We start from the raw sequence: 14120 nt of genomic DNA on the forward strand, positions 1-14120 counted from the left end.
GAAGAGCGATACTCACTCCCGCCGGCAGGTAAATGGCTGATGTGATAGCTTTGATGTACCAAGACATCTGCATCCCAAGAATCCAGCCAATTGACTACATTTGCAGCATAAACAACATTATCGCTTTCCTCAATTTCGCTGGCAAGAAAATTGATGTCACCAGCAAGCATAATTCTACCAGCCCCAATCTCTTGAGAAGCTACCACAGTATCTGCGCCTTGCATAACGAGGGGGTATGCAGTGCCCGTACAATTTACATAAGATCCACCAGAGAAAGTCAACTCGTTGATATTCTCAACAGTTGGATGCTCTGCAAAAGCGGTTGTCGTGAAGGTTCCCGGGTTGAAGTTCTCCGTCAGATTCATCCGCAGGTCGTAGTTTGCCAGAAGGTAGTTTATGTTCTGGTTCTCTTCTAGGAAGCCGTCATAATCTCCCATTAGGAATAATCCCCCACCTACAGAAACCCAATCTGAAATTGCGGCTATTTCGTCTAATGTGAAGTTATACTCAGGCATGTTTAGGACTAGCAGGTCGTATGGAGCAAGGTTGGCTGACGTTAAGTTGCCAGCAGCTGATGGCCATAGCTTGTCGAATGTATATGACTTGTTTACGAGTGTTTCTCTGAATGAACTGAACCTCGGAGCACCAGTATACTGGGTTGGATCCCAGGTATCCACCGGATAAAAGTTTCGATGAGATACGTCAAACAATATCCTGCCTTTTGGCCTAGGACATAACCATTCTACTGCGTCGATTATGATATCACCCATATCCGATGTTATTGTGGTAGTGTTAGCAGCCATACCAACAACTCTACCGCCTTTCAACACATTATCCAAGCACACTATTGATGAGTATCCGGACCCATCACTTTGATTAGCAACCACTTCAAAATAGGGTGCGACAACGGAATTCTCTTTGATATATGATCCGAAAAAGAATTCCTTAGCATCGTGAGAAGGTTCAACAACAGTATCATCCACTTGAACCGATTTCGTTATGGGGTGCCTTTGTGCTATCTTATGAGTAGACCAAGATTCTTCATCCCATAACCCGCCGTAAGCATCATCCCCCTTTGCTTCAGGCATAATCATTCCGCTGTATAGCAGATATCCAAAAGCCGCGTTGAGTCCAAGTACTCCACCACCTCCGAGATAGAACTCATCAACAAAGTTTGTGATGTTTTCTCGTGGGTAATTGTCAGCAAGAATCAAGACATCATAGTCTGCTGTTTTCAATTGGTGGTTCAGAATATCATGAACGTTCAGAGTGGTAACGATATAACCTGCTCCTTCAAGCAGCGTAATCAAGGCAGCTACCTCATTGCTGAATTGCATACCGAGTCCAGTAGCGTATTCCGGAAGAGTAGTATTTGGCTCATCATAGATAGCCACTCTGACTTGTTTGTCCAGAGGTAGGAAAGAGCCCGAAAAAGGGGTGTTAATAGCTTCATTTTCAGGCAATGCCTCTTGATGGCGTGCCGGAGTATTGGTAATTCCTACAGGCACAAAAAATATCCCTGCAAGAAACAGTGTAATAACTATCAAAGGTAAAGCGCGTTTCAAATTAATACCTCCCAAAATCTAACAGCTGTTGAACATATAAGCTATGCTGATGCTTAGCCTTGTTGGTTCATCATCTACTTTCACTCAACAACCACAAGAATAGTCACAGTCAAAAGACTCATCTTCTTGCATCAGTTCGAATTTGAGCCTAAGACGGGCTTTCAAGTGTTTGAGCATCACACAATAAGAAAATAACGGAGAGCCAAGTACATGGCTCTCGTTTGTGTTCTAGATGAGTTACTTCTTCTTCATCCAGATGATGATAACAATTACCACAGCAGCCCCTATTGCAACCGCAATCAGGATGATAGCCAAGTCCATTCCATCTGGAGGCGGTGTCGTTGTGGTAGTCGTTTCAGAGGTTGCGGTTGTAGTTGTCGTTTCCGTAGTTGTGGTCGTAGTAGTTGTGGTGGTCGTTGTTGTAACGGGTTCGGTAACCGTCAAGTATACCGTTGAGGTGGCTAAATTGTCCGATGTATCGTTAACTGCAAGAGTCAAATTCCAAACACCGACACTCAAACCTCCGGCATCAACCGATATTTCTGAGCCGTCCCAAGTACCGCTCTCTTCAATTGTACCGTTGATATAGAAGACATAGGAGTCTGGGAAGTCCTCGGTGAACGTCCAGTTGACTAAATGTTCTGCTGTTCCTTCTTCGTATTGCAGGTTATCGGGCGCATCAACGAAGGCAGGATAGGTGGTATCCACAACGGTTACCATGACGGTATCTGATACTGAATAACCTACGGTATCGTCGACGGTCAGTTCAAATGCGAGTAGCTCAAGGCTATCCTCCTCAAGATCATATATGATCTGCCCGCCATCCCAGTCTCCACTCTCTACTATGACTGAATCACGCTTAATCTCGTATGAATAAGGTCTGTCACTTGTTGGTGTCCACGTGATTGATTCACCGGTGCTTTTTGCCTCGATACTCATGTCAATGGGACTGTCGATAGTCGGCTGCATGACGTATGCAATTTCGTTTATCCACAACTCGAAATTGTCCGGGTAAGTTGAATCGTCCAAATCGCCCTGGAACTGGTCGATAAGGTAGCCATTGAAAAGCGTACGACCTTCGTTTCCAAGAACAATAACAGAATGATTCACATCGTAAGAAGAGCTGTTGCCTCCCAAAGCGGTGGCATTTGGAAATACTCCTAGAACGTCGCCTTCGTCGCCATAATCCCTTGTGGGCGTGAAATTTGCGGCAGAATAATCATAGGGCATATTGAACATTGGGTGAATCAAATCCCAGACATGAAGTTCGGGTTTATCGGGCATTTCGTCAATGAACTGAAATCCCAGCAAAGGCCATAGTGGTTCGCTAGGCGAATTGTCTACACGATAGCTAGACATTACGAACTTACCACCACCCTCAACATGTTCGTATATGGCATCATAGGCATTATGTACGCCGGACCACGGATTGTCAACAACAATCAACTCCCAGGACCATCGGTGGAGTGATAGGTTGAGGTACTCCTGGTTGAAGATCAAGTAGTAATCCATGCCTAGCTCGTTAAGTGCCCGCGCTACTGGTGTTCTGTAGTAATTCACGCTATCCGGTTCATCAGTGTACAGAATAGTATCTGCTCTCCAAGAAACAAGCCAGTTTGCAACGTTTATCGAAAATCTCTCATTGTCCAAAGCGGAAATGTAGCTATTTGTGAGAAACCGCCGGTCCGCAAACAGCAGGGCTCTACCATCACCATATTCACGTCCAGCGACTACGATATTATCGTATGTATCATTATAGATGGAATATGCCCTGCTCGAGATATTGATAGCGCCTGTGCTATAGAGTCGAATACTGGATACTCCCTCTGTGATAGAATGCTTATATTCTGTGAAACAGGCAGGATCAATACCCGAAGTATATGATGTGTTCATTTCCATTCCGAATTGGCGGGTCACATTATTCAGATACTGTTGAGGCAGAGGCTGATACGGAGCGTCATTCAGTGCAACCAGACCTCCCCCATCAGCCACCCAATCTCTTACAGCTTGGATTTCAGAGAGAGTATAATTGATTGCGCTCTCACACAAAATCAGCATATCGTATTTGCCAAGATTGTCTAAGGTCAGGTTTCCACTTGCAGATGGGTGAAGCTTGTCGAAAGCATAATGTCGACTCACAAGGACATTGCGCCAGTTTGTGAAGTAGTAGTCCGTGAACTCCGTTTCATCCCAAGAATCTATCCCATAATGAGGTCTGTGCGAAAGATCAAATAGGATATGTCCTTTGGGCCGCGGACAGAGCCATTCTATGGCATCAATCATCACATTCTCCCAATCAGACGGCCATTGGTCTATCGGAATTCCAAGTTGAACAACCTTGCCTCCCATATCCGTTGGGTCCATTGCAACTGCATGCACCCAGTTCGCGTCATCATCATCAACTGCAAGCTTTGTTAAATCTCCGAATACTGAGGTAGCTGTGAGAGCTGACCAGTTGTATTGAGCCAAATCTCCATAGTACATGGTCAGTTGCTCACCAAGCACATGGCTCTTGGTCACCGGATGGCGAACTGTTACGTTCACATCATCAGAGAAGTCATATCTCCAATAGGTGTCCTTGCCATCATCCGCTTCGTAAGTTTCTCTGGGGAGTATTCCAGCATAGCTTAGATAGCCTATACCACTGTCGAAGCTTAGGATACCTCCACCTCCAAGCCAGAACTCGCGAACTAAATAGACAATATCTTCGCGAGGACAGTTATCAGCCAAGACCAGAACATCGAAGCCTGCAGTCTTCAATGCGTGATCCAAAATATCTTGACGTGTTATATTTTCTACATCGTATCCTGCAGTCAGAAGATGACTGTATATGATGTTGTAATTTGTGTTCATACCTCCGAAAGTATAGTCTGGAGATGTTGAATTCGTCTCATGATAAAGAGCTATTCTAACGGTCCTATTAATCGGAAGCCAGGATGGCTCCGCTATGTGTTCAACTCTTTGATTCTGAAGCAAGGTTTCCTGCAGGCGTGCCGGAGTCGGTGTGACTCCTAAGGGCACAACAAAAATTCCTGCGAGGAGCAATGCTACGAGTACTAGTGGTGAGGCGCGTTTCAATTCACTTCCTCGATAAATATTTTGGAATTACAATATTTAAATAATAGCTAAAAATCTCAACGAGTTCTTGCACCTATCTTCTCGTAAGGTTTTTCGTCCACAAGGGAAGAATCGCTAGAACCTAGATATTTGGTATAGTCGATGCGTACAGTACAGGAGGGCATCACTAGATGGCGCATCATTTGCAAAAAGAAAAATGGAGAGCCAAAGATGTGGCTCTCGCTTCTATTCTACTCAAACTACCGCTTCTTCATCAGGACCAAGATGATAATCACTACGACCACACCTGCTGCAGCCAGAATGATCCATGTATCAATCCCAAATATCGTCTCAGGGAGTCCGAATGGGCCGCCGCCTGATGGTCCAGTGACAGTCAGATAGACCGTTGAGGTTGCGGAATTGCCTGATGTATCATTGACTAACAACGTGAGGTTGTAAGCACCGACACTCAACCCCCCGACATCAAAGGAGAGTTCTGAACCATCCCAGGAACCGCCTTCTTCTTCTGTGCCATTGATATACAAGACATAGGAATCAGGGAACGCATCGCTGAAGGACCAACTCATTAGGTGCTCAGTCGTTCCTTCTTCATACTCAAGATTACCTGGAGCTTCAGCAAGCGATGGGTCGGTGGTATCCACAACCGTCACCATGACTGTGTCTGAGGCGTAGGAACCAGCCACATTGTACACGGTTAGTTCAAATGTGACCAACTCGAGGCTTTCCTCTTCAAGATCATATGTGATCTGGCCGCCGCCCCAAGACGCACTCTCTACTTCAACCGAATTTCGCTCAATCTTGTATGACATGGGCCTGTCACTGGAGGGTGTCCATGTAATCGATTCCTCAGTGTCAAACGCTTCGATGCTCATATCACTTGGACTGTCAATCGTTGGACGCATGACGAAAGCGATTTCGTTCAACCACAACTCGAAATTGTCCGAGTAAGTTGAATCGTCCAAATCGCCCTGGAACTGGTCGATAAGGTATCCGTTGAAAAGCGTACGACCTTCGTTTCCAAGAACAATAACAGAATGATTCACATCGTAAGAAGAGCTGTTGCCTCCCAGAGCAGTGGCATTTGGAAACACTCCGAGAACATCACCTTCATCATTATAATCCCAAGTTGGAGTGAAGTTGGCAACAGAGTAGTCGTAGGGGGTGTTGAAAATGGGATGAGATTCGTCCCAGATATGCAATTCAGTTTTGTCGGGCATTTCTGTTATATACTGAAAGCCCAGCAAAGACCACAATGGTTCGCTAGGCGAATTGTCTACACGATAGCTAGACATTACAAATCTGCCACCACCCTCAACGTGGTCAAACATTGCATCATAAGCATCATCTACACTTGACCATGGATTGTCAACAACAATCAACTCCCATGTCCTGTGGTGCAGCGATAGGTTGAGATACTGATCTGCGAATACCAAGTAGAAATCCATACCTAGCTCGTTAAGTGCCCGCGCTACTGGTGTTCTGTAATAGTTCACACTATTCGGTTCATCAGTATACAAAATGGTATCAGCGTCCCAAGAAATGAGCCAGTTTGCCACGTTTGTTGCTACTCTCTCATTATTGTATGAAGCAATATACCCATTTGCAAAAATTCTGCGATCGGCAAAAAGAAGAGCCCTACCGTCACCATGATCACTTCCTGAAACAACAATATTTCCATCAGTGTCATTGTAGATTGGATATGCGGAACCTGTTATGTTGATGGCACCTGGAGTCCACATGCGTACGTTGCTTACTCCCTCAGTGATTGGGTGTTGGTATTCTGTTTGAAAGACTATTTCAGCAGGTCCAGTATAGGAAGTATTCATTTCCATCCCGAACTGGCGTGTGATGTTGTTAAGATACTGCTGAGCTAAAGGCTGATAGGGTGCATCATTGAGTGCAACCAGACCTCCCCCGGCATCCACCCAGTCTGTTACAGCTTGAATCTCAGACAGAGTATAGTTGATTGCACTCTCACAAAGAATCAGCATATCGTATTTGCCCAGATTGTCCAAAGTTAGGTTTCCACTCGCCGACGGATACAACTTATCAACGGTATAAGCATGATTAACAATGGTATTGCGCAACGTTGTGAAGTAGAAATCTGTGTATACCGTTTCATCCCAAGAATCAAGCCCATAATGAGGCCTGTGAGACAAATCATATAGGATTCTGCCCTTTGGTCGCGGACAAAGCCAATCAACCGAATCTGCAACCATCTGGTTGAGGTCTTGGTAAATAACCCCGTGATTATCCATTGCAAGGGTTACGATCTTGCCACCTTTGTTGGAGGGCTCGAATGCAAGCGCTGTGACATCATCTGAATCAGCATTTGATCTCGCCACCATTGTCAAATCGCTGGCGATTGATGTTCCCTGCAACGCAGTCCAGTTCCAAGCAAGGAACCCAAAACCTGTTTCTACTGTTTGATTCTTCTCATATCCCTTACTGATAGGATGACGAGCAGTCACATTGAAATCATCACCATCATATTGCCAATACACGGAGAAACCGTCTGATCCTTCTGACTCAGAGGGTAGAATTCCGAAATGACACAAATATCCTGCGGATCCATCCAGTGCTAGCAATCCGCCCCCTCCAAGCCAAAACTCCTTGATTTGATTTGTGATGTTTTCTCTTGGGACGTTGTCAACCAAGGCAAGAATATCATATTCTGCTGTTGTCAGTTTATGATTGGAAATATCCTTTGTAGTCAGCAGAGTGGCTTCATATCCGTAGCTAAGAAGAATATCTTGAAATCCAGAAGCATTATTGTGATCCACACCAGGATTACTTGCATAGCTGGGAACAGTACTATTGCTTTCGTTATAGATTGCAACTCTAACGTTTCTGTCTGCTGGAAGCCATGATGGTTCTGATTCATGCTCCAGTATTTCAATATCAAGCGATGTTTCCTGCAAGTGCACTGTAGTGGTGGTGACTCCTACAGGCAGAATAAAAATCCCTGCGAGAAACAGCGTTATTAGTAGTAATGGTGAGGCGCGTTTCAAATCATTTCCTCGATACTGGCTCCCCATTCTACTATTTAAATAATGGCTAATTCTTTCAAGTTCAAACAAATTAGCTTTGGCACGTCAGATTCATTGTTCAGAAGTGAAGTATCTCTACAATAGATACATCGAGGGCAAGCGCTGTAGATAATATGGAAGGATATCTATAAGTCGTGCTGGAGTATCGGTTACTTCTATAGGCACAGAAAAGCCTGCAAGAAACATCGTTGCAAGTATTATTGATAAGACCCGTCTCAAGTGTTGGCTTCGGCGGGTTTAACGAAAATCCAGTTAGACCAAATTCTTGATTCGTAGATAGATAAGAACGGGAAGAGTAATGCTCAAACTCATTGCAACTAAGACAATGAAAGCATACGGATGGTTCTCCAAAGGCAAGCCAACATTCATGCCATAAAGCGAAGCAATGAGAGTTGGCAATGATACTAGGAGTGAGATACTCGTGAGTGTTTTGATAACCCGGTTAAGATTATGTGAAACTATGGAATCATACGCGTTCATCGCATTGTCAATCAGCTCTCGATAGATGGCACTCAATTCCATTTGCTGTTGAAGGTCAACTTCCAGTTCAGATAATCTATTTTCATCGAGCTGGATTTGTCCTGCATCAGGAGACCGCTTCATGCGCCACAGGACATTCATGTTTGATGAAAGTGCAGCCTCCATGAAGACGGCATCACGAGACAGTTGGAAGAAGCGATCAAGTTGCGAGGGGTAAATTTCGGACATGATATTCTTCTGAACTTCGTTTATGGTTGCTTCAATCATGTCAAGGGAGTGCTCAAATGACGAAATAACAATGGCTAGCAAGGAGTAAATCATCTCATTTGGAGAAGTGGCCATCTTCAGTCTTCGCAGCAACCGTTTCTTCCGCAAGGGGATTTCTCTATCCTGCAGAACAACCACATCTCGACCATTTGTAAACAAGCCGATGGGAGCAGTCGAGTACTCTCGGCCCTCTATTGTCAAATCAACAGGTACCCGCAGAACAAGCATAGTGAACCTATCTTCGATTTGTAGTCTCGGCCGCTCGTCCATATCCTGAAGGTCCTGCAGGTCTTCTAAGTCAATTTCAAAACGCGTAGAAATCGCTCGCAAGTCAGCTGGTCGAATACCGACTAGTTGGATGCCAAGGGGTTCGTCAGGTGCCTCTTCAAAGGATTCATGTTCGATTCCGCTTTGGAGCTCTACTATGGAAAGCCTTCCTGGTTGCTGCTCAACGGTCACCTTAGGCACCTCTAACAAGCTATGCCGCAAACGTATTTAGTTTTGACTACATGAGCCAGTGCGAGACCAATTGGTTAATAGATGAATGTTTACATTATAGTTTCAGAATCAAGATACTTTTCCAGCCGGGGTGATTGAACTGCAGATTATGGAGATGATAGTCAATGTTGGACTTTTCATAGGAGGACTTGCTCTGCTTGTCCAAGGATCTGATTATCTGATTCAGTCTGCAACCACCCTAGCAAAATCCTTTGGCATATCAGATTTACTCATTGGCCTGACCATAGTTGCGATTGGGACCTCACTCCCCGAAGTTATGGCCAGCTTAGCAGCCACCGCAGCTGGAGGAGCAGACCTTGCCTTTGCGAACATAGTTGGGTCGAGCATCACCAATATCACACTGGTAGCAGGAATAGCCGCCATAGCCGCACCCCTTTCAACCAATCACATTGTGCTTGACAGGGATACGAAGATCATGATTCTCGCTGGGGGACTTCTAGCCCTCATGATTTTCAATCCAGTTGCCTTTGGGACAATCGTGATTCCTGAGGCAGCAGTACTTCTTCTGTTGCTTATCGCCTATCTTTCATTCCTTTATTGGGGCAGAACCGAATGTGATCGATGTTACCAATTCAGCATCTTCGTTGATTTCTTCCTGAGATTCAAGTTCCTGACATCAATCAGAGAAGCCCGTAGAAATCCTCCGGGTAGTTCTACCGATGAAAATAATGAAAGCAAAGGAGAAACCACGAAAATCCCGCTTCGAGATGTTGCCATAATAGCCATAACGGCGATTGCTGTTTCAGTCGGAGCCCAGTGGGTTGTAACAGGAGCTCAATATATCAACTCTGCGTGGGGAATAGGAGAGGACGTCATTGGGTTCACCGTGATTTCTTTGATGACATCCATGCCAGAGATTACGGTCTCAATCAATAGTGCTAGGCATGGATTCGGTCGCCTTCTGGTTGGAAATCTTGTTGGCAGCAATATTGTGAATATCGCCCTCGGATTAGGACTGGTACCCCTCATTTTCCCGGTTACATTCTCAATTATGAGTTCTGGAATACTCCTGGCTGCATTTCTGATTCTTTCACTAATCTTCTATTACGTTATACGAAGAGACTGGAGAGTTACACGGGCCGAAGGAATTGGAATGGTACTGCTTTACATATTCATCCAAGTCATATTCATCTCGATATCACAAGGAGCATTTCTCTAGCACATATCAGCACTCTTGTCAAATCCCTGAATGACACCCAAGATTTGATCAAAATCCGGCAGCTCAGTCAAATCCTCTGACACCCAGCGGTACATAATCCGCTGCTTCTTGTTCACAACAAACACACTTGGTTTGGCTACATGCCTGAATCCATTTAGCTCCTCTTCAAACACCCCGTAGGCCTTTGCCACTTCTCGCTCAAAATCACTTAGAAGCGTGAACGGGATTTCTTCTTGCTCTGCAAATGTGCGCAAAGCTTCAACCGGCTCGACACTAATTCCAAGAACAACGGCACCAAGTGTCTGTAAAGCGATATGGAACTGAAGAATCTGACGGATTTGCATAGTTGAAAAAGTAGTGAACGTCTGCGGGAAGAAAACCAAGACTAAACATTGTCCTTCATACTCTAGGAGATGAGCTTCTTCAGAACTGGTGCTTGGCAGGACAAAATCCGGTGCTATCTGCCCTTCTTGGGGTGGCCCGTGATCTTCGGACTTGCTTCCCGTTGACATAATAACAACTTTGGCAAGAACCTATTTCTACTTACCTAATTGAGCTGCTTTGCATCTGCTGGATTTGATAGCTTCCGCAGCACAGAATGAACTACATACCAAGAGCGCAAGCCAACTAACGAATACCAAGAAGAACCCTTTTGTATTTGCCGCGAGCGTACTTGCCTAGGGGATACTTTTTCGGGTTATATGATTACGCCTTCGGTTTCGACTTTCCGATCATCGATTCGCAAGGCATCAGAAGGTATGCTCCTATCGCCATACAGCTGTGCTTCTTTTTCACCTCTGTACAAAGCATCGCATATTCGTCCCATTGCATCTGCTTTCATGATACCGCTCCCACTCGCCCCATTAACTACAAGGACTCCATGTTTCTTGTAGACATAGGGGATACGATCAGGACTGTAATTGTACGCACCAGCCCAGCTATTCACAGGCCTAGAATTGGCAAACACAGGGAAGTATTTGCTCAAAACAGGATAAACGCTATTCTCATAGTACGCTTGTTCTGCTGCGAGCTCTGGCTTTGGCTGAATATAGTGATATGGACGTCCTACCTTGTCACCGCATCCGATCCAGAACCCCTCTTCTTGGACTTGCGGCCTGAAATAGACACCTGCAGAAGGCAGAATGGTGAAAGGCAAAACTCCCATGTCGTTGAACCCTTCGGTGAAAAGAAGCGACTGAAGGTCCTCATTATCCTCAGAATGAACAACAAACATCTGGCGCTTCTTCGCCTTGGTTTGTCCATCCATTCCTATCGGGTCAAGCAATTCATTTGACCATGCTCCAGTAGCTAGTACAACAGTATCTGCTCGCAGTATGGTATTATCAGTAACCACTCCATTTACCTTCTTGTTCTGCCAAACAAGGGGTTCGCCAGGCAAATCTAACGTTGGAACCGCCTCCAGCAAAAGGCGTTCCACATTGACGCCGAAACGAGGGGATACGTTGCTGATGTCTTTGAACTTATCCAAATAGAATTCCACAAGGCTGGTAGGATCCAGAACGCCACAATCACCGCCAAACAAGCCGTATTCAACTTCTTCCAAATTCATAAGCTCGGCTTCTTCATCACCTTCGAAGTCAACATTCAGGGCGGGTATCTTGTCCTTGAGTTCGTCCTTCTCGTGTACTCGACAATGGATATCAGCACCACGCATTCGTTCTATCCAACGCCTGACACTCGGATGATCGAATTGGTCTTTGCTTAGAAGCCACAGATATCCTACTTTCTCGAAGGTGACATCATATCCAATCTCATTCTGAATATGGTCAATGAAGTTAACTGATGTGTCGGTTAGAAGTTGGTTTGTGTTGGACGAAAACATATTCCTGACAGCAGCAGCGCTCATAGCTGTATTGGCCTGGCCTGCAGCAGCCATCTTATCAATCAACAGTATGTCTTTGCCCGGATTGTTCTTCTGCAAGTAATAAGCCGAGGTAACGCCAAGAATACCGGCGCCAACAACAATAATATCGAATTCATCGCTCATCGAGGACAAAACCCCTTTGTCTACTCTCGGCACACATTGACTCACCTAAAACCTTTACCCATTCTGAAGTGATGTCTGTTCCGTCAAAACAGTGTGAAGCAAACTATTACATTAAAATCCACATGTGCATCTACTAGATACAAAGCAGCAGAAGCTAAACGAAAGAGGTGCATTCTGAAATGAAGACAGAGATTGGGCTTGTTACGATACTTGCTGATGATGTTGATGAGATGGCAGATTTCTACACCAAAGTACTAGGTTTTCAGAAGAACTATGTCACTGATGATTATGTTGAATTTGAAAGTCAGAACGTAAGATTTGCAATCTGTGCTCGCGAAACTATGTATGAACTAAGTGACCATTATTCATACAATCAAGAGAAACAAGGGCAGGCCTTCGAGCTTGCCTTCCGCCTTCCGAGTACAGAAGCAGTAAACAAGGGATATGATGAAATCATCAAGAAGGGAGCTATTCCCGTGCGCGAACCCCACGATACCCCGTGGAAACGCAGGACTGCCATATTCGCGGATCCCGAAGGCAATATCCACGAACTGTACGGCCCGCGAATGGATGAAGAGTAGAATCGAGACATCAATGCGAGATTCCATATTGTTTACATTGTAAGTTAACATCGACATTTATTAACCGAAAAGGTTAACTTATTCCAAACAATATTCCATAGTGACACATTTGGGAGTGTTTTAAATGGAGAAACAAAGCGTAATTGGGATGGTACTGATTCTGCTCAGTGCCCTTTCCCTATTGTTAACCAGAATAACAGTAGCCCTCGAATCCTATGAGGCATTGCTGGTCCTCGTATTCGTGTATCTGGTAACGTTATTCGTGCCAGGGTTACTGATTGAACTCATATTCTCTCATTTGGAATCTGGGAAGGATATCTCAAAGAGATGCGGAGGTCTAGAGAATGGGGGCTATCTCATCGGCTATACAGAACGTAGCCTAGTTTTCATAGCATTCTTGATTGCGTATTATGATGCTGTAGTATCTTTTACAGCGGTTCTAAGCTTCCTCTCCGTAGTGGTTGCTGCAAAGGCGATTTTCCGCTATTCGAGTCGAGATACAACAGATCGAGTGTGCGCGGATTGGTATATCCTGGGTACTCTGATGAGCATAACAATGGCGCTGGCATTTTCATGGATAGGTTTCAGGTTTCTGCTCGTTGGGTGAGTACCCATGATTGCAGCTATTATCGATATTGTAGCATCAAGAGATATCGACACTAGCAAGCGCAAAGAAATGGATGAAAACATTCGGCTGCTGTTGGACAATGCCTACCGTCGATTCAATCAGTATTGCGTTGCTTATCCTTCTCTCACTCAGGGTGACAGTATCGAGCTCCTCGTAAACAGCTGGCAACCGATTGTATTTCTGTTCCATAATCTGCTTATGCGAGAACTGAGCTTCCGGGTAGGCCTTGGAACAGGGAAAATCGTTATCAAGAAAGAAAATGCAGATGAGTGTGACGGACCAGCATTCTGGAATGCGAGAGAAGCTCTAGATGAAATCAAGCAAATGAAATACATGGCACGATCTGCAGATTTCAGAATAGGGAAAGAAAGTTCAGATGAAGAAATCAATATGGTAACTGTCTCAGCTTTATGGCTCACAACTCTTCTGAGCCTAACATCAACGCAGCTGGAACACTGTTACTACTTCATATGGGAGGATAATGGCATTTCAGAGATTGCTGACATTGTAGGAACCTCGAAGGCGAATGTCAGCAGCTCCTTGGGTAAGACGCCCTGCTATCTGCTCAAGAGAATCATGACATTTCTCAATAAACAGAATCAGCAATAGCGTTAACAGAGAATCAAGGGGACAGAGTGATGATGGTAATGGCGGATATTGAGACCTGGAAAGAGTCTTCGTTCGAAGAGAAATACGGCGCAGTAATGGAAGGTATGTCCGAGGAATAACAGAGGAAACGTGCAGAGGACGTACTTCATCTCTGTCGATGTGATAGATGCCCAACA

At 44.9% G+C, this 14120-nt stretch carries 10 protein-coding genes; 4 read left to right on the forward strand and 6 right to left on the reverse strand.

Going from position 1 to position 14120, the window contains the following annotated elements; all coding sequences use genetic code 11:
- The 4 genes from GF309_15640 to GF309_15655 all read right to left on the reverse strand — a co-directional run.
- The coding region (locus tag GF309_15640) for a hypothetical protein (protein ID MBD3160210.1) at window positions 1–1565 on the reverse strand (1565 nt) is incomplete at its 3' end.
- Window positions 1566–1802: 237 nt separating this feature from the next.
- Complete coding sequence (locus GF309_15645) at window positions 1803–4643, reverse strand: hypothetical protein (GenBank protein ID MBD3160211.1); 2841 nt, start codon at window positions 4641–4643, stop codon at window positions 1803–1805.
- A 239-nt stretch (window positions 4644–4882) separates the two neighbouring features.
- Window positions 4883–7654: a hypothetical protein gene (locus GF309_15650; protein ID MBD3160212.1), complete on the reverse strand. Its 2772-nt coding sequence runs from the start codon at window positions 7652–7654 to the stop codon at window positions 4883–4885.
- A 291-nt stretch (window positions 7655–7945) separates the two neighbouring features.
- Window positions 7946–8935 (reverse strand): hypothetical protein, encoded by a 990-nt coding sequence (locus GF309_15655; GenBank protein MBD3160213.1) that lies wholly within the window; start codon window positions 8933–8935, stop codon window positions 7946–7948.
- Between the two features lie 112 nt (window positions 8936–9047).
- Here GF309_15655 and GF309_15660 point away from each other — a divergent pair, with 112 nt between their 5' ends.
- Entirely contained in the window at window positions 9048–10118 is a 1071-nt protein-coding gene (locus GF309_15660) for a calcium/sodium antiporter (protein MBD3160214.1), read from the forward strand.
- Here the strand turns inward: GF309_15660 and GF309_15665 are convergent.
- Entirely contained in the window at window positions 10115–10630 is a 516-nt protein-coding gene (locus GF309_15665; protein ID MBD3160215.1) for a redoxin domain-containing protein, read from the reverse strand. The genes GF309_15660 and GF309_15665 overlap by 4 nt on opposite strands.
- Window positions 10631–10815: 185 nt before the next feature.
- Window positions 10816–12159 (reverse strand): FAD-dependent oxidoreductase, encoded by a 1344-nt coding sequence (locus GF309_15670; GenBank protein MBD3160216.1) that lies wholly within the window; start codon window positions 12157–12159, stop codon window positions 10816–10818.
- A gap of 146 nt (window positions 12160–12305) precedes the next feature.
- On the opposite strand from GF309_15670, the gene GF309_15675 reads away from it, so the two are divergent.
- The 3 genes from GF309_15675 to GF309_15685 all read left to right on the forward strand — a co-directional run bounded on the left by GF309_15675 (window position 12306) and on the right by GF309_15685 (window position 13944).
- Entirely contained in the window at window positions 12306–12707 is a 402-nt protein-coding gene (locus tag GF309_15675) for a glyoxalase (GenBank protein ID MBD3160217.1), read from the forward strand.
- Window positions 12708–12831: 124 nt separating this feature from the next.
- Entirely contained in the window at window positions 12832–13314 is a 483-nt protein-coding gene (locus GF309_15680) for a hypothetical protein (GenBank protein MBD3160218.1), read from the forward strand.
- 6 nt (window positions 13315–13320) lie between these two features.
- The gene (locus GF309_15685; GenBank protein MBD3160219.1) at window positions 13321–13944 is read left to right on the forward strand and encodes a hypothetical protein; all 624 of its coding nucleotides are present in this window, start codon (window positions 13321–13323) and stop codon (window positions 13942–13944) included.
- Window positions 13945–14120: the final 176 nt, after the last annotated feature.

Source organism: Candidatus Lokiarchaeota archaeon (assembly GCA_014730275.1).
Taxonomy (GTDB): Archaea; Asgardarchaeota; Thorarchaeia; order Thorarchaeales; family Thorarchaeaceae; genus WJIL01.

What these genes read in the sequence shown, in the direction of transcription:
- GF309_15660 (MBD3160214.1), top strand. Translation starts at nt 9,048, where the DNA reads ATGGAGATGATAGTCAATGTTGGACTTTTCATAGGAGGACTTGCTCTG.
- GF309_15665 (MBD3160215.1), bottom strand. Translation starts at nt 10,630, where the DNA reads ATGTCAACGGGAAGCAAGTCCGAAGATCACGGGCCACCCCAAGAAGGG.
- GF309_15675 (MBD3160217.1), top strand. Translation starts at nt 12,306, where the DNA reads ATGAAGACAGAGATTGGGCTTGTTACGATACTTGCTGATGATGTTGAT.
- GF309_15680 (MBD3160218.1), top strand. Translation starts at nt 12,832, where the DNA reads ATGGAGAAACAAAGCGTAATTGGGATGGTACTGATTCTGCTCAGTGCC.
- GF309_15685 (MBD3160219.1), top strand. Translation starts at nt 13,321, where the DNA reads ATGATTGCAGCTATTATCGATATTGTAGCATCAAGAGATATCGACACT.